The 19,251-nt window shown below is 40.1% G+C and carries 21 protein-coding genes, 8 tRNA genes and 1 rRNA gene; 4 read left to right on the plus strand and 26 right to left on the minus strand.

Translation table 11 applies throughout. The features are described from left to right. Positions 1 to 13: 13 nt before the first annotated feature. Together EV282_RS18870 and EV282_RS18875 are read right to left on the minus strand one after the other, a co-directional pair. Complete coding sequence (locus EV282_RS18870) at positions 14 to 883, minus strand: metal-dependent hydrolase (RefSeq protein ID WP_130297430.1); 870 nt, start codon at positions 881 to 883, stop codon at positions 14 to 16. Between the two features lie 391 nt (positions 884 to 1,274). Beyond that, entirely contained in the window at positions 1,275 to 1,763 is a 489-nt protein-coding gene (locus EV282_RS18875; RefSeq protein WP_130297431.1) for a DinB family protein, read from the minus strand. A gap of 125 nt (positions 1,764 to 1,888) precedes the next feature. Here EV282_RS18875 and EV282_RS18880 point away from each other — a divergent pair, with 125 nt between their 5' ends. After that, positions 1,889 to 2,068 carry a YjcZ family sporulation protein gene (locus EV282_RS18880; protein ID WP_130297432.1) on the plus strand — a complete coding sequence of 60 codons (180 nt, stop codon included), beginning with the start codon at positions 1,889 to 1,891 and terminating at the stop codon, positions 2,066 to 2,068. 41 nt (positions 2,069 to 2,109) lie between these two features. Here EV282_RS18880 and EV282_RS18885 read toward each other — a convergent pair whose 3' ends face one another. The 6 genes from EV282_RS18885 to EV282_RS18910 all read right to left on the minus strand — a co-directional run bounded on the left by EV282_RS18885 (position 2,110) and on the right by EV282_RS18910 (position 5,940). Beyond that, a complete protein-coding gene (locus EV282_RS18885) occupies positions 2,110 to 3,105 on the minus strand; it encodes an ABC transporter permease (protein WP_130297433.1) in 996 nt (331 codons plus the stop codon). Continuing rightward, positions 3,102 to 3,956, minus strand: a complete 855-nt coding sequence (locus EV282_RS18890) for an ABC transporter permease subunit (protein ID WP_130297434.1) — start codon at positions 3,954 to 3,956, stop codon at positions 3,102 to 3,104. Before EV282_RS18890 ends, EV282_RS18885 begins: the two co-directional genes overlap by 4 nt. A 9-nt stretch (positions 3,957 to 3,965) precedes the next feature. Next, positions 3,966 to 4,466, minus strand: a complete 501-nt coding sequence (locus EV282_RS18895; protein ID WP_130297435.1) for a hypothetical protein — start codon at positions 4,464 to 4,466, stop codon at positions 3,966 to 3,968. 143 nt (positions 4,467 to 4,609) lie between these two features. After that, positions 4,610 to 5,032, minus strand: a complete 423-nt coding sequence (locus EV282_RS18900) for a pyridoxamine 5'-phosphate oxidase family protein (protein ID WP_130297436.1) — start codon at positions 5,030 to 5,032, stop codon at positions 4,610 to 4,612. Between the two features lie 99 nt (positions 5,033 to 5,131). Next, complete coding sequence (locus tag EV282_RS18905; protein WP_130297437.1) at positions 5,132 to 5,596, minus strand: SRPBCC family protein; 465 nt, start codon at positions 5,594 to 5,596, stop codon at positions 5,132 to 5,134. After that, positions 5,596 to 5,940 (minus strand): MerR family transcriptional regulator, encoded by a 345-nt coding sequence (locus tag EV282_RS18910; protein WP_130297438.1) that lies wholly within the window; start codon positions 5,938 to 5,940, stop codon positions 5,596 to 5,598. Before EV282_RS18910 ends, EV282_RS18905 begins: the two co-directional genes overlap by 1 nt. Positions 5,941 to 6,109: 169 nt before the next feature. Here EV282_RS18910 and EV282_RS18915 point away from each other — a divergent pair, with 169 nt between their 5' ends. Continuing rightward, positions 6,110 to 6,439, plus strand: coding sequence for a DUF962 domain-containing protein (locus tag EV282_RS18915; protein ID WP_130297439.1), 330 nt, complete (start codon positions 6,110 to 6,112; stop codon positions 6,437 to 6,439). Between the two features lie 51 nt (positions 6,440 to 6,490). Here the strand turns inward: EV282_RS18915 and EV282_RS18920 are convergent, their stop codons facing one another. Continuing rightward, positions 6,491 to 8,092 carry an FMN-binding glutamate synthase family protein gene (locus EV282_RS18920; protein ID WP_130297440.1) on the minus strand — a complete coding sequence of 534 codons (1,602 nt, stop codon included), beginning with the start codon at positions 8,090 to 8,092 and terminating at the stop codon, positions 6,491 to 6,493. A 21-nt stretch (positions 8,093 to 8,113) separates the two neighbouring features. Continuing rightward, positions 8,114 to 8,737: an NAD(P)H-binding protein gene (locus tag EV282_RS18925; RefSeq protein ID WP_130297441.1), complete on the minus strand. Its 624-nt coding sequence runs from the start codon at positions 8,735 to 8,737 to the stop codon at positions 8,114 to 8,116. Between the two features lie 159 nt (positions 8,738 to 8,896). Between EV282_RS18925 and EV282_RS18930 the strand changes: the two genes are divergently transcribed. After that, entirely contained in the window at positions 8,897 to 9,361 is a 465-nt protein-coding gene (locus tag EV282_RS18930) for a DUF305 domain-containing protein (protein WP_130297442.1), read from the plus strand. Positions 9,362 to 9,406: 45 nt separating this feature from the next. On the opposite strand, the gene glmS is transcribed toward EV282_RS18930, so the two are convergent. From glmS to sigW, 6 genes are all read right to left on the minus strand, one after another. Then, a complete protein-coding gene (glmS, locus tag EV282_RS18935; protein ID WP_130297443.1) occupies positions 9,407 to 11,209 on the minus strand; it encodes a glutamine--fructose-6-phosphate transaminase (isomerizing) in 1,803 nt (600 codons plus the stop codon). A 480-nt stretch (positions 11,210 to 11,689) separates the two neighbouring features. Next, positions 11,690 to 13,030, minus strand: a complete 1,341-nt coding sequence (glmM, locus tag EV282_RS18940) for a phosphoglucosamine mutase (RefSeq protein ID WP_130297444.1) — start codon at positions 13,028 to 13,030, stop codon at positions 11,690 to 11,692. Positions 13,031 to 13,048: 18 nt separating this feature from the next. Further along, a complete protein-coding gene (locus tag EV282_RS18945; protein ID WP_130297445.1) occupies positions 13,049 to 14,302 on the minus strand; it encodes a CdaR family protein in 1,254 nt (417 codons plus the stop codon). Then, complete coding sequence (gene cdaA, locus EV282_RS18950) at positions 14,286 to 15,119, minus strand: diadenylate cyclase CdaA (protein ID WP_066285608.1); 834 nt, start codon at positions 15,117 to 15,119, stop codon at positions 14,286 to 14,288. The genes EV282_RS18945 and cdaA overlap by 17 nt, the downstream gene beginning before the upstream one ends. 336 nt (positions 15,120 to 15,455) lie before the next feature. Continuing rightward, the gene (locus EV282_RS18955; protein WP_130297446.1) at positions 15,456 to 16,121 is read right to left on the minus strand and encodes a zf-HC2 domain-containing protein; all 666 of its coding nucleotides are present in this window, start codon (positions 16,119 to 16,121) and stop codon (positions 15,456 to 15,458) included. 7 nt (positions 16,122 to 16,128) lie between these two features. Continuing rightward, on the minus strand, positions 16,129 to 16,704 hold the full coding sequence (gene sigW / locus EV282_RS18960) for an RNA polymerase sigma factor SigW (protein ID WP_066285604.1): 576 nt from the start codon (positions 16,702 to 16,704) through the stop codon (positions 16,129 to 16,131). Between the two features lie 202 nt (positions 16,705 to 16,906). On the opposite strand from sigW, the gene EV282_RS18965 reads away from it, so the two are divergent. Then, entirely contained in the window at positions 16,907 to 17,077 is a 171-nt protein-coding gene (locus tag EV282_RS18965; RefSeq protein ID WP_077365737.1) for an aspartyl-phosphate phosphatase Spo0E family protein, read from the plus strand. 28 nt (positions 17,078 to 17,105) lie between these two features. Here EV282_RS18965 and rocF read toward each other — a convergent pair whose 3' ends face one another. The 10 genes from rocF to rrf form a co-directional block, all read right to left on the minus strand. Continuing rightward, positions 17,106 to 18,005, minus strand: a complete 900-nt coding sequence (gene rocF, locus EV282_RS18970; protein WP_130297447.1) for an arginase — start codon at positions 18,003 to 18,005, stop codon at positions 17,106 to 17,108. A gap of 334 nt (positions 18,006 to 18,339) precedes the next feature. Continuing rightward, positions 18,340 to 18,415: transfer RNA gene (locus tag EV282_RS18975), tRNA-Ala, on the minus strand. Between the two features lie 11 nt (positions 18,416 to 18,426). Further along, positions 18,427 to 18,500: transfer RNA gene (locus tag EV282_RS18980), tRNA-Gly, on the minus strand. A 44-nt stretch (positions 18,501 to 18,544) separates the two neighbouring features. Beyond that, positions 18,545 to 18,629 (minus strand) — tRNA-Tyr (locus tag EV282_RS18985). A 61-nt stretch (positions 18,630 to 18,690) separates the two neighbouring features. Continuing rightward, a tRNA-Thr gene (locus EV282_RS18990) sits at positions 18,691 to 18,766 on the minus strand. A gap of 5 nt (positions 18,767 to 18,771) precedes the next feature. Next, positions 18,772 to 18,847: transfer RNA gene (locus EV282_RS18995), tRNA-Val, on the minus strand. Between the two features lie 27 nt (positions 18,848 to 18,874). Continuing rightward, positions 18,875 to 18,949 (minus strand) — tRNA-Glu (locus EV282_RS19000). A 14-nt stretch (positions 18,950 to 18,963) separates the two neighbouring features. After that, a tRNA-Thr gene (locus EV282_RS19005) sits at positions 18,964 to 19,039 on the minus strand. A 9-nt stretch (positions 19,040 to 19,048) separates the two neighbouring features. After that, positions 19,049 to 19,123: transfer RNA gene (locus EV282_RS19010), tRNA-Asn, on the minus strand. A 30-nt stretch (positions 19,124 to 19,153) separates the two neighbouring features. Beyond that, positions 19,154 to 19,251: ribosomal RNA gene (gene rrf / locus EV282_RS19015) — 5S ribosomal RNA — on the minus strand; the annotation flags it as partial.

Raw genomic sequence — 19,251 nt, forward strand, 5'->3', positions numbered from 1 at the left:
AATTATTTCAGGGTTACTTTTTTATGAACTCATATAAGAATGATTCTCCATTACGATAAAACCTTGGGTCATAGATTCCCAGCTTATCATCCTCTTCAACTACAACTACGAAAGGAGACCATTCATGAAGGGTTTTTGCTCTCGGATTCTCTTCAAACAGGGGTACAAGATCCGCTTCATCCCTCGAAATCAAACGGTGTTCAACTTCTGGCTTTATAAAAATACTGTCTTTTACAATCTCTACTTCGCTTCCATCTTTTCCGATCACCTGAAATTGAGTAGGCACAAAGCCCGCAGCGAGCGCTACATCTTCATACTTTTCTTTTGCTTCATTATAAATGATATATCCTTGAGCCGACTGGATGACAACATGTGCAATCATTAACAGCCAAACCACTCTGAATACTTTGTACCTTTCACCAGCTTCTTTTTTTCGAGAAACAATGAATCCAGCCAGCATCAAAAACCAAAACACAAAATCAACAATCGGTATCGTACCGAATGTTACACGATAGCTGGAGAATGGCTCAATATATCCCGTTCCCCATGTATTGAAAAGGTCGCTCGTATCATGTATGAAAACAGCTAGAAGCGCCCAATAAAAAATCCGCTTGTCTTTTACTTTAAATAAAAGACGGCTTAGATAGTAAAACACTAATCCCCAGATGGGTATTAGAAAAAATGAGTGTGTTAAGCCTCTATGCCACATCTGCTGCATGATTCGCCCTGTTTCGGTCAGATTGACCACCACGTCAATATCCGGTATTTGACTGCCTACAACTGTAGTTAACAAGAGCGCTCTTTTATGTGACTTATCCATATTTGATTTATTTGCCGCGCCATAAAGGGTTAATCCAAATAAAGTATGCGTAATTGTATCCATGTGCCCTCTTTGTTTTTTTATTTGGCTGTTTTCATATTCATTGTTGCTCTTGAAAGTTAGTTGATTTCCGCTCCAGGCTGCTCGCTTTCCACGGGGCGTGCGGTGAGCCTCCTGCCGCTTTGCGCCATTAGGAGTCTCCACCTGACCGCTCGTCCAGTAGGACAAGGAAGGCCTCGGTAGCTTTACATCGCACGAAGAAAATGTGATTTTCCATTTTCGAGGAGTCGGCAACCTTGCGCTCCAATCAACTTGCAAACGATGAAAATAGAAAAGAACGTTTTATTATATGGTAACGAAAAAAAGAACTTCTGTCTTGATAGAAGCTCTTTTCAAAGTTTCAATTATTTCCTGAAATAATTTCCGGGGAAATTCGACTTTATTTCCTATCGGTCTACACTTCCTGTTTTAATATGCTAATGCCCTTCTCTGCAAGGAATTCTTCGATTTGAGTTCTATGATGTTCATCATGTTCCACCAGACCGCTAATATATTCACATAATGTAATCATTTTCGAACCCATTTCTATTCTTTCCTGCCAAACAGTACTCGGAACTTCTCCTAACTTTTTCGCAACCACTTGGCGGCATTCAATCACTTCGTCTAGAAGCTGATTTTTAGATATACCGGATTTGGCTTCATTTGCAGCATTGCTGTTGATTTCTTCAACATCTACTTTTTTTACCGGAATTTCAGATCCACTTACAAAATAGGCAACTCTCTCATCCCATACAAAAACATCCCATGCCTTAAGATGAGCAACAATTTCTCCAACAGACCATTTCCCATCTTTAATAGGCATCAGCCAATATTCCTCTGGCATTCGTTTAAGCTGTTGAAGCCAATTCGTAAAATTTTTGTATTGTGTCAGCACTTCACTCATGATTGTCCTCCTTTAATTTCAAAACTTTTTGATTTTATTTAGGGTATTGTCCCTGTCACTCCTTCTCCTGGGACATACACTATAGATGAAAGCATAAGGCACAAGAAAGAAGGAGGAATTACAGCATGTTTGGAAAGAGACAACAACAACGTAACTGGGGTTACCCTGGATACGGATACGGTTGCTGCTCCCCATGTGGCGGTTATGGTTATAGCGGATATGGGTACGGCGGTGGCGGCGGAGTGTTCGCTTTGATTGTAGTGCTTTTTATCCTTCTCATCATCATCGGTGCGACGTTGAGATAGAAACAGCCAGAGGCAAGAGTTTTAGCTCTTGCCTTTTTTATTTATCCTGTTTTCCGCTCTGTTAAAAATACAAAGGATTCGCCTGAGACAGATTCCTCATTACCTTTTTCTCTCTTCTTCCCTTTTTTCCTGCCTGGCAATTGATCGCTGCTTCGCTTGATTCCCTCCGCCATAAAGTTAAATGCCATGATTACAGCTGCAAAACTTAATACCGGAAAGAATACAAGCCATGGTGCAAGTCTCAACTGAGCATAATAACCTCCTAACAAGCCCGACCATTCGTTTGAAACGGAAGCCGGAATCAAAAATTCCATCCCATATTCCCTATAGATCGTTCCTCCAAAGAAAACTCCTAAAATGCCAAGATGGGCAAGCAATAATAAGACAGCGATCACCTGCTGGACATACATAAGAACAAGCTTTGGCCATAGATGAGGCATGATGTGTTTAAACAAGATTCGGAACCTGTTACCTCCCATTAACTTGGCACTCGTAATAAATTCATTTTTCTTGATTAGGTTTATTTCTTCTTTTATCAATATGGCCGTATTAGGAACAGCAATTAGAACGATCAGCATAATCTGAAAAATGGCTTTTTCCCAAAATGTGATTTGTTCAATTGAAATAATAGGTCCTACTATAAAAAAGATTAAAAGAGCCGACGGTATATAATAGAAGGATTGTCCTAATCCTTTAATGACGGGTAGAATCTTACCGGCACTCATTAACAGGACTCCACCTAAGAAAGATAGAAATATCCTTAACAAACTAGCCACAAAGGCTATCCCTAACGTATATTTTGCGCCTGAAATAATCTGATAGAATAAATCCGCTCCCATACGGTCGCTGCCGAACCAATACTTGCTAGATGGTTCGAATGGAGCTCTATCAACAGGTGTGATTCCTTCATAGATAATCTGATTTTCATAGATTTCATTATCCATCACATAATAATGATAAAAACTGAAACTGATCAAAGCAAAAATGAATAAAAATCCTACAAGAAAAAAGGGGTCTTTCCAAATGACTTTTATCATTTTTCACCCACCCACTTATACGTAAAAATTCTCAGAGCCGTAAAGAATAGAAACATGGGTAAAAATAATAGAAGCATAGAAATGGTAAAGATAGCCGGGTTTCCCATTTCTCTTACCAGTGTTGTAACTCCATAGATATTAAACAAATATTCAACCATTAATAGATTAGATAGCATAAACCAGAGAATATTGCGAGATTGGTGAAAAACACTCAGCAGTGTGTTTGGAAGTACGTGCCTCCAAAGAATACGGAATCTGCCTATCCCTTTACCCTTAGCTGTATCGATGTATTGTTTGTTAAATTCTTCTTCCATATTAAGAAGCAATATCCTTAGAATAAGCAGTGTGGGCAATACCGTTAAACAAAAGATCGGTACAAAATAAGTTTTCTGGTCATACAGAGAAACAATTTGAAACAACAGAATATTCGTTTTCTTAAAAAACCAAATAATAAAAAACTGCATCCCTATTGCAATCAGAACATCAGGTATCGATTCGAACATAAACGAAAATACACGAATCTTATCCTTTAATCGTGCAGGAAGCGAAAAAATCACAAGAGAAAATATTAGCGCTAAGATAATAGCGATAAAAAACGCAGAAAATAGAATGGTTAATGAATATCCGATGATGCCCCAGATTTCTGGAAAGAGCGGGTAGACGCCGCTTCCGGTAAAATACATGATCTCCGATGGCTTCATCATCTCTTGAAATAGTTTTCCAATCCCATCCACATAGCTGCCCGTATTAAATGCCATGCCTGTAAACATAAACGGAACAGAACCTAAGAGAATAATGCCGATGACCGATAAGATTAATGAAAGCAAACTATCTTTTACTATGTATGGCATAACACCCTCCTATTTTTTATTCATCTTTTTATATTCATTCTTCGCCAATAAATATTCTCTATTGCTGTATGGTATAACAAAAACCGTGGATGGCTCTCCTTTACAGCCATTCAGCATAAAGTTTTGATTAGAACCCCAAACGTTCAGACATTCAATTTCACCCTTAGGCATTCCATAACCAGCATAATTATTTGTAAACACTGTTTTTTCTTCACTAATAAAATGTACTTTACTAGTCACCGGCCCACCTGTTTTAGGGAAGATCGTTATTTCCAGTGTGCTTTCTTTATTTGCCTCTACATCTTCTAAAAATGAAAACATTGGCGTAAGGTGTTCGGCTTTTGTAGCACCTAAAAATAATTCTTTTTCATTATCAGACAGATTTTGAATCACAACATGATTCTTTTTAATCGCATCTTTCACCGTAAACTTAGGCTCTTTATCTGTTTCTTTTTCAGAGCATCCGATTAATAATACTAATAGCCCTATAGCCGTCCATAACCTCTTCATTTAAAAGCCCCCTCTTAATTTAAAGAATGTTCGGTCTATTTATTTTATCATTTTTTACAATTATAGGAAAATTAAATCTGATTATTACTATTAGACGAACAAAGACCCCTCTTTTATTCAAAAGAGAGGCCTTTTTTTAATTTTTATAATTCTAATGTTAGCGGTGAATTTTCTTCACTGTTCATCAATCTGATTAGACTTGGTTTAATTTTTAGCAGGATGTAGTTTGGGTCGTTTGGTCCATCAAAATAATGTGACATCTGCTCAGACCAAAACTTCTCTTTCAATCCTTGATCATCTTGAATGGTTGCTGTACCTTCTACTTCTAGATATGGATCGCCATAGCCTTCGCCTTCATATCCAACCAAAAGGTGAACATTAGGATTTTCCTGGATTTCTTCTGCTTTATGTGTCTCTATACTAGTCGGTGTATAAAAGGTTAGTTCATCATGATAGAAGGTCATATATCTGGAGTGCGGCTTATTCTGTTTCACGCTCGCAAGCACTCCGGTTTGTCTTTTTTCTAATACATTTAATATTTCTTGTTTTAGTTGCTCTTTATCCATTCCATCCACTCCTTTAATTTACACTCCTTTAACTCTACCTTTTAGGATGGAAAATAAAACATCATGTTATGCATGCACAAATCAGACTCATCTTGAGTTTTAAACAGAAGCTGTTTCTTCCATCGCTTCTTCTTCCACTCTATCCATAAAATCTTGAACAACTTTATTGTTATTTTTATCACCTGCGATCTTAAGCATGACTTTGCCCAAGAAATTGATGCCTTTATTGTGTCCCGAATATATAAAGCGTGTGTTTGTTTCATCAATTTTTATTAATGTAAAGGCTGTTTCAATCTCGAAGGCCTTTCCTAGCGTAAACCCTATATGCAAGTGTTTTTTGAATTCTGTATTCTCATACCCTAGGGTCTCAACAATATAGGTTTCTACTCTTCGCCCCTCTTTATAAGATTGGCGATACGTCGAACCCACTATCCCTTCTTTCTTTTCGATTGGTGTATGTTCTACAACGTTTGGCATGATGCGCTGTAAATTTTCATCAGAAAATAGGTTCCACACGTTTTCAATATTTACCGAAATTACCCTCTCTTTATTCCATATTAACATCATTCTTCCTCCTCATTTCCCCATTTTAAAAACTGGTCGATCTCATCTATTGTGCCGTGCAATTCCTCTATTTTTTTCTGTATGTCCCGCTTTTTTTGATTAAGTATGTTCTCCAGGTTCTCAAATGATTCATCTTCAATAACAGTAATCATTTCTTGAATCGTAAAGTTGAATTTTCGTAAACTTACTAAAATCATTGCGATTAAATAAGAGCCATTATCGTAATACCGGTAATTATTCTTTGGATCAGTATAAGCAGGCTCGAGGAGTTTAACCTCTGCATAATATCTTAATGTTTCCTTGCTCAAACCTGTCATCTTTGAGAACTCACTTACTCTGTACATCCGTTATTCACCACCTGCAACTCCATCATAAACCGTGTTGTGCACCACAGAGTCAAAACTTTTTTCTCATCTTTTTATAGTCTTCCTCAAAGAAGCTGAATTTCCCTCTTAATAAAAAGGATTCAGTGCTGGGATAAGAGAATAGTAAACCTTTATAGGAGGTGTTAGTATGGAGTTTAGGAATTACGAAGAATTTTGGCCATTTTATCTTTCACAACATAGCAAACCATCTACTAGAGCATGGCATTTTGTAGGCACTTCATTTGTCTTTATTTTTATTATTCTTGCGATCTGGAAAAGTCTGTGGTTTCTCTTATTAGCTCCTGTCGTAGCTTACGGCATTGCTTGGTTCAGTCACTTTTTTATTGAAGGAAACAAGCCTGCTACATTTGGACATCCCTTCTGGTCTTTGAGGGCAGATTTTCGTATGTACCGGATGATTTTGTTGGGGCAGCTGCCAAAAGAGTTACATAAACTGTCCAATGATCAAAGAATGTAAGAAAAAAAACTCATCTTTAAGCAGATGAGTTTTTTTGGTTTTGCTATACTTTTATTTATGATGCTGTGCTTTCACTGCTGCATGTATAATTTCTTCTACCGGCGATATTCGTCCTAGGTCGTCTTTATGCACAATATGTTTTCTTTTAAATTGGGTGGGTGAGTCCAGGCCAGCAGCTGCAGCCAAATTAAAAAGACCTTCTCTTAACGAGATTACATAGTTAGCAACCCTATAGTGTTTTTCTTCCACAATGAGTCCTTCTTGAAGTTTTTTGCTTGTCGTCGCAACTCCAACAGGACACTGGTTTGTATGACATACCTGTGCCATAATACATCCTACGCTTATCATGAATCCGCGGGCGATATTCACCAGATCTGCTCCCATAGCAAGAGCGATCGCTACTTTGTCAGGGGTGATCAATTTTCCTGATGCGATCAGCTTCACTCTGTCCCTGACGCCATATTTCATAAGTATCTCGTCCATTACAGGCAATGCTGCCTGAATCGGCAATCCTACAGCATCCGCTAGCTCCTGATAAGTAGCACCCGTGCCTCCTTCTCCACCGTCAATGGTTATGAAGTCAGGTCCTTTCCCGCTTTCTTTCATTGTGGCGACCATATCTTCAAGTGCATCAAGGTCTCCGACTACAATTTTGATACCCACTGGTTTACCGCCAACATCTCTTAATTTTTCTATAAAATCGAACATGGTTGATGGATTATCAAATTCATAAAAGCGGTTTGGACTGTTAATTGTTTTCCCTTGTTCAACAAGGCGTATTTTTGCAATTTCTTCTGTTACCTTTTCGCCTTCAACATGTCCGCCCCTCGTTTTTGCACCTTGTGCCAGTTTCAATTCAAAAGCTTTTATCTGATCCATCTCACTCTTTTTTTTGAATTCTTCCCATGAGAATTCGCCACTCGGTTTTCTGACTCCGAACAGGTCTGGTCCAATCTGCATGATAATATCGGGATTGCCTGCTAAATGATAATCCGACAATCCGCCTTCACCCGTATTCATCCATGTTCCTTTTGCAAGACCCAATCCTCTCGATAATGCGGTAATCGCATTTTCACCTAATGCACCGAAGCTCATCCCAGACTGTCCTACTAGACCTTTTACTCGAAATGGAGTGCGACATGTTTGCCCGCCGATCACCACTGCATCTTCATCTCTTAATAAATAAGGATCAACAAGCTTTTCTTCATGATGCTCTTTTCGTGTAAAAAGACCATCTTTATCTATTTTATACGTTTTCGTTTTTACCTTTTCTGTGTTATCTACTTTTAATTCATCTCGCTGTTTTGGAAATAATGTATTACGAATATAGAAACCTTCTGCTTCAAAATCATGATCTGAACCAAACCCGATTAACCGCTCTTTATATTTGCCTGCTTTAACAACGTCTTGGTACTGTTTTCGAGAAAATGGTTTTCCTTCATTATCATTATTAAAGAGATACTGTCTCAGCTCTGGTCCTATTTTTTCGGTGAGATATCTGACATTGCCGAGGATAGGAAAGTTCCGCAGTATGGCATGCTGCTTCTGACGGTCATCTTTAAAATATAAATAAATAAAAAAGACAACAGGTACGACGATAACTAATGCGATAAAAACGATAAGCCCTATTACGAGATATGCGGTAATGTCCACACAATCATCCTTTCTGAGATCTTAATGATTAAATGCTTCATGTATTGGAACGTTTCCTGAGGTCACATCAAAGATTTTATTAAAAGCACTTTCATTATTTAAACTCTCTACTAAAACAGAAGCAACATCTTCTTTTGAAATTTCGCTATCTATATCCAGGGATTTTCCCATACGAATCATTCCTTTGCCTGGCTTATCCGTTAAATGACCTGGTCGAATAATAGTGAAGACAAATCCTTCTTGTTTTAACTGCTCATCCGGCTTATGTTTATCTCCTATTCGAGTTGTTCCATTGTTGTCTTTTTCATTTGCTCGAATGGCACTCATGAGAACAAACCGTTCGATCCCTTGTCTCTTAGCTTCTGTCATTGAATCGATTACTTCTTCATGATCAACTAATACACTTTTACTTTCACCTGCTCTTGGACTGGATCCGGCGATATAGATCACTGCATCACAAGCGGAAAATGCCTTTTCTAATCGATTTCCTTCGTCAATGACTACGTCTGATGCACCCAGCTTTTCCATGTCCGGCTTTCGATTCTTTTCTTTGATAATTGCAACAGGCTGATGGTCTTTTTCTTTCAGTTCTTTAATAACCAATTCTCCTACTGCTTCAGAAGTACCGATTACAGCTACTCGCATATCAACACCTCCCAATTAATGGCTTCTACTCTTTCATTACCACTGCTTTAATGAATAGAAACCTTGGCAGTAGCTTTATTTATCGATCAAAAGTAAGGGGATGTTTGAGTTAACGTTTCTTCGGTTACATTATATTTGGAGACTAAAGGAGGGCTTACATTGAAAAATTATACGAAATTTGTGGTTATGATTGTTACTTCAACCATCATTATGTTTGGACTTATGTACTTAAATGTCTTTCAATTAAATCACGTCTTTTATAGCGAAACACGGCTCTATATGGCTCTGATCATGGGGTCTGTCATGGCGATTGTCATGCTGTTATTCATGCGAAAGATGTATACAGACCGTCGAAAGAATATCGTGATCCTAGGAAGCAGTGCTCTTATATTTGCCGCTTCTCTCTGGCTGGTTCGCAGTCAGGCGACCGTAGACGATACGAGCTGGATGAAAGCTATGATTCCGCATCATTCTATCGCCATTTTAACGAGTGAACGTGCTAACATTTCAGATCCAAGAGTTCAGGAGCTTGCTGATAAAATCATTAAGGCACAGCGTAAAGAGATTGATGAGATGAAAAAGCTTATAAAAGACCTTGAGAAGAATGAAGAAGCACAAAAATAAAAACCACCTCCATCGGGAGGTGGTTTTTTCTGTAGTTTTTAAAATTTATTCTACTGTTACTGACTTTGCAAGGTTACGCGGCTTATCTACATCACAGTCACGGTGAAGCGCTGCGTAGTAAGAGATCAGCTGCATTGGTAGTACAGATACAAGCGGAGTCAAGTATGGGTGGATCTTCGGAAGAACGATGCGATCGCCTTCTTCTTGCATTCCATCCATAGAGATCACGCATGTGTATGCTCCGCGTGCCGCTACTTCTTTTACGTTACCGCGGATGCTTAAGTTAACATGCTCTTGTGTAGCTAGAGCAATAACTGGCGTACCGTCTTCGATTAACGCGATCGTACCGTGCTTAAGTTCTCCTCCAGCAAATCCTTCTGCTTGGATATAAGAAATTTCTTTAAGCTTAAGTGCAGCTTCTAAACATACGTAGAAGTCAGCAGCACGGCCGATGAAGAATGCGTTGCGCGTTACAGCGAGGAACTCACGAGCAATCTGTTCCATCTCTTCTTTTTGATCACATAAAACTTCCATAGCGTTTGCTACGATCGCAAGCTCCTGAAGCGGGTTGAAGTCTAACTCGATGCCTTTAGCACGAGCAGAATCAACAGCTAAGATAGCAAGAACAGCGATTTGTGCAGTATAAGCTTTTGTAGAAGCAACAGCGATCTCAGGACCAGCATACAAGTTAAGCGTGTAGTCTGCTTCACGAGAAAGGGTAGATCCCGGAACGTTTGTGATCGTTAATGCTTTGTGACCTAACTTCTTGATCTCAACTAATACGGCACGGCTGTCTGCAGTCTCACCGGATTGTGAGATAAAGATGAACAATGGCTTTTCAGATAAAAGCGGCATGTTGTAAACAAACTCACTTGCGATATGTGATTCAACTGGAATGTTTGCAATATTCTCGATCAGTTGCTTACCAACAAGACCTGCATGGTAACTCGTTCCGCAAGCAATGATGTATACACGGTCTGCGCCTTTCATTGCAGCACGGATATCGTCATCTAACTTAAGGTCGCCATTTTCGTTCTGGTACTGATTAATGATGTTACGCATTACGAAAGGCTGTTCATCAATTTCTTTTAACATGAAATGAGGGTACGTGCCTTTTTCGATGTCGCTTGCATCTAGTTCTGCTGTGTAAGGTGCACGTTCTACAACTTCACCATCCAGCGTCTTGATTGTATAGCTGTCACGAGTCACGATTACGATTTCTTTATCCATTAATTCAACGTATTGATCTGTTTGAGAAAGCATAGCCATTGCATCACTTGCAATAACGTTGAAGCCTTCACCTTTACCCACTAATAATGGGCTTTTGTTTTTACCAACATAGATGGTTTCAGGGTTTTCATTGTCGATTAAACCGATCGCATAAGAACCTTTAAGTTCAGACAATGTACGGCGGAATGCTTCTTCCACTTCCATGCCTTCTTTTACAAAGTGCTCTACTAGCTGAACGATTACTTCTGTATCTGTTTCAGACAATAATTCTACACCTGAAATGTATTGCTTCTTCACCTGTTCATAGTTCTCGATTACACCGTTGTGCACAAGTGTAAAACGCTCTGTTGAACTTTGGTGTGGATGTGAATTCACTTTACTTGGAACACCGTGAGTTGCCCAGCGTGTATGTCCGATCCCTACAGATGCTGCAACACCTAGATCAATACTCTCACGCAAGTTAGCAATACGGCCTTTTTCCTTGAATACATGAACTCCGTCTTCGTTAAGTACGGCGATTCCTGCTGAGTCATATCCGCGGTACTCTAATTTCTCAAGACCACGCAATAAGATTTCTTTTGCATCATTATTTCCAATATAACCTACGATTCCACACATAAATAAACGTCCTCCTTAAGCCATCACACTCTGCTGACGGCTTACATAAGAGGGCCGTGAGCGGGGCTCACAACCCCACCTATGTTTTCTATTTTTATTTTGGTTTCACTTGCTTTCGTCTTTGTACAGGAAGTCACCTTGCCTGGTTTGAACAAAAGCTTACGGAAGTGAATGTTCCGAGAGGCATCCGCCGAAATATCGATGAACCTCTTCCTCGTCAACTGCTTTTTTCCGATCAGCAGTTCAGGCGCTTTTTGGATGAATGATTAACTGTAAACTCCTTCCTTTTATTGAAGTAAACAAAAATAATCATACACGGGTTTTTCAGAACCGTCAATTATTATTCTTTCCCTAATTAAGAAAAAGTTGAAACATAAAGTTCCATAATAAAAAAATATGCATAAGCTGCCCTTTGTGTGAGCCGCATATGCATATGTTTCGTGCCCTTTTTCATTTTATGTCGGATAAAGGTCTTCCTTTTTATACTAACTCTTTTTTAACAACTTCTACGATTGTTTCTGCATGCTTCTGGCAAAGCTCTTCTGTTGGTGCTTCTACCATAACGCGAACAAGCGGTTCTGTTCCTGAAGGACGAACAAGCACTCGGCCGTTTCCTTCGAGTTCTGTTTCCACTTGATCGATAGACGATTTGATCGCTTCGTTTCCGTTCAGCTTAGATTTATCTGCTACTTTAACATTGATCAAAAGCTGAGGGAATTTCTTCATCTCTCCTGCAAGTTCTGATAATGGTTTTCCAGTTGCTTTTAAAATGGATGCAAGCTGGATTCCGGAAAGAAGTCCATCACCTGTCGTTGTATAATCCAAGAAAATAATATGGCCGGACTGCTCGCCACCAAGATTGAAATCGTTCTTACGCATCTCTTCCATTACGTAACGATCACCAACAGCTGTTTGAGCAGATTTCATACCGGTCGCTTCAACTGCCTTATAGAATCCAAGGTTACTCATTACTGTGGAAACAACCGTATCCTGCTTCAGACGTCCTTGGTCTTTAAGATGCTTCGCACAGATGAACATAATTTGGTCACCATCGACAATGTTCCCTTTTTCATCGATCGCGATCAAACGGTCTCCGTCTCCATCAAACGCTAATCCCATGTCACAGCCTTTTTCTTTTACAAGCTCAGCAAGCTTTTCTGGATGTGTACTCCCAACACCTTCGTTGATGTTTAAGCCGTTCGGGCTAGTTCCCATCGTTGAAATATCTGCTTCCAGATCAGCAAATAAGTGTGGTGCATGTGAGGATGTAGCACCGTGAGCACAGTCTAGTGCGATATGCAGTCCTGAGAAGTCTCCAGGAATTGTTTGTTTCAGATATTGCATGTACTTCTGTCCGCCTTCGAAATAATCGCTGACAGAACCCAAGTCTCCTCCTACCGGACGAGGCAGTTCATCTGTATCTTTATCTAGAAGTGCTTCAATCTCCGCTTCTTGCTCATCCAGCAGCTTGAAACCATCTGCCCCAAAGAATTTGATCCCATTATCCGCAACTGGATTATGAGAAGCAGAGATCATGATTCCTGCTTGTGCACCCAATGCTTTTGTAATAAAAGCAACCCCAGGTGTTGAAATAACACCTAAGCGCATGACTTCTGCACCGATGGATAAAAGGCCAGCGATAAGAGCGCCTTCCAGCATTTGTCCTGAAATTCGTGTATCACGGCCGATCAAGATCTTTGGTTTATCTGTATCTTTTGTTAGAACATATCCTCCAAAACGCCCTAATTTAAACGCAAGTTCAGGCGTTAGCTCTGTATTTGCAACTCCTCTTACTCCGTCGGTACCAAAATATTTTCCCATTATTGCTCTCTCCTTCATCTATTGACTGCTAGTTTCTGTTTGAATTTCCACACTGGCTTCTTGAACTGTATCTGTCAGATCAATATCAGCAGGATTTTTCCAATCTATCTTTACTTCGTGCGTTCCTTCTTCAAGCTGGCTTACATCTAAAATACCTTCGAGATCTGATTTTTGGAGCGAATCAAGTGTACTCTTCTTGCCTTTCACCGTCACATCCACGGTCCCATCTTCTGGGTCTAGGATAGTCGCTTTTTTCTCGTCGGTCGTACCAAGCAAAGTTAATGGAACATCTTTAAATGTTCGTGTAACCTCTTTGTCTTCAACGTCAACCGAAACAGTTACCTCTTTAACCGATACAGATTCAATTCCATCTGGTACAGGAACATCTACTGTGATTGTTGTATCTTTTTTGATCTTGTTCAGATCTATAGAAATCTCTTTAAATGAATCATATTTATCTAAAGAAGTCGTTGTACCTGTCAGCGTTATCTCATTTGGATCAGAAGTTATAGACGCAAGTGAGAGACCTTCTTCCAGCTCACCACTTGTACGGATTGAGATCGGCACTGTTTTTTTAGGTTTTTTTATTGGTACAGATACCTCAGCCGTTTCGGGAGTAACCTGTACATCAATAAGGTCTCCTTGTTGATTGTATGCACGTAAAGGCACTTTGGTCTGTATCGTCTCATCGGCATCGCCTACATCTACGAATCCCGTAATAAATGAAATCTGGTTGATCATTCCTTCTGGACCAGTTACTTTGACTGACTTTGGAGAGAATTCAACATCCCCAGCAGTATAGCCCTCTGGAAGCTTTCTTGTATTTTTTAGATCAACGTTAACCGGCATCTCTTTCGTAACTTTCTTATGAAGGATGACGTCAACGTATTCAGGCTTCACCTTCGCCTTTACGCCCTCCGGCAAACCCCGCACATCTACTTTAACTCGTTTATTACCCGGTTCCTCATTTGTGAGATCGATATATGCTTCGACTTCTTTATCTACTTTTGTGGCTTTCGTAATTAAACGGCTTGAGCCTGTCAAAGTAATATCTACCGAAGAAGGCAAATCGGTTAGAACATATTGTTTTTCATCAAAGTAAGGTGTGATTTCAACGTCCTGAATGGTCTCGCTTTCCGTATACATTTTTGAAAAAATCGAACGGTTAGCTGCTTCTTCCTGCGTTTCCATTGTTACGATGGTATACATCATTAAAGCAAGGAGGAAAGCAATGATTTTAACAAACCATGAACTATTAAGGAGTTTGTCCATTTTTCTTTCCCCTCCAATTCCAGCGAGTTGAGGAAGTGGACTTATTCGCAATAATCAATTCTGCATTTAACAAATTTCTTAAAGACTCTTCGTCCAGATTCCGATAGATTTCCCCGTTTTTTGTAAGAGAGATCGTACCTGTCTCCTCAGAAACAATAACGGTTATAGCATCTGTCACTTCACTGATCCCTAATGCAGCCCGGTGTCTAGTCCCAAGCTCTTTCGAAACAAACGGACTTTCAGTAAGCGGCAAGTAACAGCCAGCCGCAAAAACCTGGCTTTGTTTTATAATGACAGCTCCATCATGTAGCGGTGTATTCGGCACAAAAATATTCGTTAACAGCTCGGACGTTAAATGCGCTTGAATCGGAATGCCCGTCTCTACGTATTCACTCAATCCTGTTTCTCTTTCAATAGAGATGATCGCTCCGATACGGCGTTTAGACATATAGTTAGTAGACTTCACAATAGCTGCTATCGTTTTCTCAGTTTCTTCTTCCTCAGGAATTCCTGTTCTTGAAAAGAACCTGCCACGGCCAAGCTGTTCCAGCGCCCTTCTCAACTCTGGCTGGAAGATGATAATAATGGCTAGCAAACCATATGTAATGACTTTATCCATCAGCCAAGACATCGTCCGAAGATCGAACGAGCTGCTCAGGAACCAAACTACGATGATCACACTTATCCCTTTTAATAATTGAACAGCTTTCGTTCCCCGGATAATCATGATCAATTTATAGATGACATACGTCACCAATAAAATATCAATTATTTGTGTAAGGTAATTAAAAATATTAAAATCTGCGATTGGTAACATAACTTCCCTCCCAACTCGGTATGTGCTCCAAGTTGAAGTTTCATAATAGATTTAACTTATTTATTATAGCATACCTCATTTCAAAGAAAACTGAGCATGATAGGCTCAAGTTTAAGGAAAATTGGGGCTAGTCCTGTTGGTGAGGCCGTTGAAACTGTCTTTTGCTTGATACCACCATAGGTATTGAAGCTAACATTCGCACGGTAAACCGGATTAATCCCACGTTAGGTGAGTTTTTTCGCACGTTAAATGAAATAATCGCACGTTAATTAAAAAATAACCACGAGACGACAATCCCTGACAAACTTTGCACCGTGGATACCCTGCATCTTTTTTCTAACCAACAAAAAAAGCCGTCTCTAAACGGCTCTTATCATTATTTTGCATCGTTTCTTCTTTTGTACTAACCAATGATTTTAACTTATACCATACCCATTCGACAACCTGGCCGATTTCCTGACTGTGGCCTGTTACCTCACCTGCTGATGCAAGATATTGGTTCCCTTTTATAACGGTTACATCGCCCTCTACTCTTCCTTCAATGCGGACGTCTGCATTCTCAACGACAAGGTCACCTTTTATCGTTTCTCCCGCTGGGACAACGACCACTCTTTCAGCCTTTTTGATCTGAAGGTTGCCTTCTCCTTTTACAACAGCTAAATCCTGTTGATTATAGCTTGTGAAAACGGATGCCGCCATAAAGAACATAAAGATCGCTGCGGCAGTTAAAGCAGGGTGGCGCTGCATCCACCGTTTCCATTTCATCTGTTGCTTTTCTTTAGGCAGCTTTGCCATAACAGCCTGAGTAAACCCTTCAGGAGCCTTTATATTATGGTTCTGTAACTGTAATTCTTTTAGAGTTTCTAAAAGCATCTCGTATTCTTCTTTACATGATTCACATTCTTCCAGATGAGCATGAAAAACACGCTCTTCTTCCTTCGTCGCTTCACCATCGAGTACTTTGTTCATCAATTCATCAAATACAGAAGCTTCACACTGCATTTTTTCTTCACCTCGTTTTTACTACCATTTGAAATACTTTCTTCAGCGCTTCTCTGCCTCGATGTATACGAGTTTTTACAGTTGGGACGGGTATGTCCATAATGTGGCTGATTTCTTCCAGTGATAAATCTTCTACATATTTTAGAACAATTGCTGTCCTATACTTTTCCGGGAGCTTCATAATCTCTTCTTGCAGTTCATTCCATCGTTCATTTTCCGTTACTACCTGTTCAGGCAGTGGTTCTTCAGATGAGAGCTGGCTATACATCGTAGCTCCGTCAGTGCCAGGTACTTCAGCATCTAGATAGTAATCAGGTTTTTTCTTTCTTAACCTGTCGATGCATAGGTTTGTGGCAATCCTGAAAATCCAAGTTGAAAATTTAAACTCGTTATTGTATTTACTTATATTACGGTAAGCTCTTAAAAAAGTTTCTTGTGCTAAATCTTCTGCTTCGTGTCCATTGCCGACCATCCGGTAACAATGCCGGTATATTTTATCTTTAAAAAGGTCTACAATGCCTTCAAACGCTTCCTGGTCCCCTTTTTTGACTTGGGCAACCATATTCGCTACTAAGGCGTCCATCTATTATCACCACTCGGATTTTATTTACGTACCAGCTTGCCATAAGTTTCAACGATTATCATTATTTTTTTATTTTATCATGTTGCAGAATTTGACGAAATAAAAAGGTATATTTTTCTAGTTTCGGTGTTTCAAACTAATAAGCCCTGGGAATATTAATCATATAAAATACTTTAATCGAGTGAAGAGAGGGGTTGTTTGTATGCATAGAGATGTATTGATTGAACAAATCGAACACTCCAGACAGCAAATGAATGAGCTTTCGAAACATCTTCCCTTAATTGCAGAAGAAGTTGTTGAACTTTCTCAAGAAATAGACCAGCTGCTAAATCAATATCAACGCATAAATGAAAAAGAACAGTTGCTTCCGTAGAGAGGCAACTGTTTTTGTTTGAACCATTTTATAAAAGTTTTTCTCCGAACAAAGACCCCATTAATGCCACAGCTACTGTTGCTGTTTTGTTCTTCTCATCAAGAATTGGGTTTACTTCTACAAACTCTGCCGAAGTAATAATTTCTGCTTCTGCAAGCATCTCCATCGCCAGATGACTCTCCCTATAGCTGATTCCCCCTAGTACTGGTGTACCAACACCCGGAGCGTCGTGCGGGTCTAATCCATCAAGATCAAGACTAAGGTGAACGCCATCAGTATGTTTCAGATACTCAATCGTCTCTTCCATAACTTTTGTCATACCAAGCCGATCCACTTCATGCATCGTGTAGACTTTAATGCCTTTTTCTTTTATTAGCTCTCTCTCACCTTCATCCAGTGAGCGCGCTCCAATGATAACAATGTTTTCCGGCTTCACTTTAGGTGTATAGCCGCTTATATTAGTTAGCGTCCCATGGCCAATACCAATCGATGCAGCTAAAGGCATGCCGTGAATGTTACCGCTTGGAGATGTATCAGCGGTATTCAGATCACCATGCGCATCATACCAGATGACTCCAAGATTATTATAGTGTTTTGATACCCCTGCTAACGTTCCGATCGCAATACTGTGATCTCCACCTAAGACTAACGGGAACTTTTTGTTCTTAATCACGCTGGAAACAGACTCAGAAAGCTTTTCACTCGCTTCTAAAACACCGTTCAAGTTTTTAAGATTTCCTTCGTTTTCAATACTTTGTTTTTCTGGACGAGCAATTTCTATATCACCTAAATCCTCAACCTGATAGTTAAGGTTTTCTAAACGCTCAATAATTCCTGCATATCGAATAGCACTCGGTCCCATATCTACACCGCGTCGCATTTGCCCTAAATCCATCGGTACTCCGATCACTGATATATCTTTTAACATTTCTTTTTCCTCCCTTATGAAAAACAAAAAACTAACGAATTCCTATTACTATTGTATCTGTAAGGGATTTCATGGTTCAACTGAACAAAATTTTGCATAGATATACTAAAAAGAAAGCGCTTTCGATGGTTAGATACATATTTATAAGAAATAGATCGGAATATGGGCTGGTGAGTGAGGATCAAAACGTAAGCAGTGTTCGCTTTAATTCTTCGCTTATAGACTTTTCGCTATATCCTTCATAGAAATGAAAAAGAAGATGGATATATCCCACCTTCTAACCTTTTTATATATAAAAAAATCAGGCCATCGCCTGATATCAATTGTTATGTATTGGTGGAGCTTAGCGGGATCGAACCGCTGACCTCCTGCGTGCAAGGCAGGCGCTCTCCCAGCTGAGCTAAAGCCCCGAAGAAATAAATGGAGCGGGTGATGAGAATCGAACTCACGACCAGAGCTTGGAAGGCTCTTGTTTTACCACTAAACTACACCCGCGCATAAAAGCATTATAGTCTATCTTTTGGTATCTTATACAAAGATGGTGGAGGGGGACGGATTCGAACCGCCGAACCCGGAGGGAGCGGATTTACAGTCCGCCGCGTTTAGCCACTTCGCTACCCCTCCACATAAAAAAAGAGACGATCATAGATCTCTATCAACAAATTTTACTGGCTAGTAAAATTTGTGGTGCCGGCTAGAGGACTTGAACCCCCAACCTACTGATTACAAGTCAGTTGCTCTACCAATTGAGCTAAACCGGCATAAATGGTGGAGGATGACGGGATCGAACCGCCGACCCCCTGCTTGTAAGGCAGGTGCTCTCCCAGCTGAGCTAATCCTCCAAAAGTTATGTTCAGTTAAAGAAAAGTTGGTGACCCGTACGGGATTCGAACCCGTGTTACCGCCGTGAAAGGGCGGTGTCTTAACCGCTTGACCAACGGGCCATATTATTATGATATGGAGCTTCCAACCGGGCTCGAACCGGTGACCTCTTCCTTACCATGGAAGCACTCTACCTGCTGAGCTATGGAAGCAAAAAGTAATGGCTCCACAGGTAGGACTCGAACCTACGACCGATCGGTTAACAGCCGATAGCTCTACCACTGAGCTACTGTGGAATAATATAATTTGAAGTGTTTTGAGATAAAGCCCAGCGACGTCCTACTCTAACAGGGGGAGACCCCCAACTACCATCGGCGCTGAAGAGCTTAACTTCCGTGTTCGGTATGGGAACGGGTGTGACCTC

Source organism: Fictibacillus sp. BK138, from assembly GCF_004216955.1.
GTDB lineage: Bacteria > Bacillota > Bacilli > Bacillales > Fictibacillaceae > Fictibacillus.